Annotated in this window: 1 pseudogene; it reads left to right on the top strand. The window is 71.0% G+C overall.

Annotation, left to right across the window (positions count from 1 at the left end):
* Window positions 1–224, top strand: a pseudogene (locus J0695_RS38985) (oxidoreductase); the annotation flags it as partial.

Here is a 224-nt window from a genome sequence, read left to right as displayed (position 1 = left end):
AGGCCGCCCCTGAACCCGGCGGCCGGATGTCCACCGAGTCGGCCGACGGCTTCCGTCTCGACCGGATCGGCCAGATCCTCTGCACCTCGTACCCGGAGCTGCGGCACACTCCGGGCCTTGACGAGGTCGAGCTGCGCTCGTTCTCGCCCGGCGTGCTGGTGCACAGCGAGGGACGCCAGTTCCGTACCGGCGAACCAGGTAGCGCGAGGGGCGCACTCACAGCG

The organism is Streptomyces beijiangensis (genome assembly GCF_017315755.1).
GTDB lineage: Bacteria > Actinomycetota > Actinomycetes > Streptomycetales > Streptomycetaceae > Streptomyces > Streptomyces beijiangensis.
The sequence above is the reverse complement of the archived record's forward strand: the minus strand, read 5'-3'. Positions and strand labels throughout refer to the sequence as shown.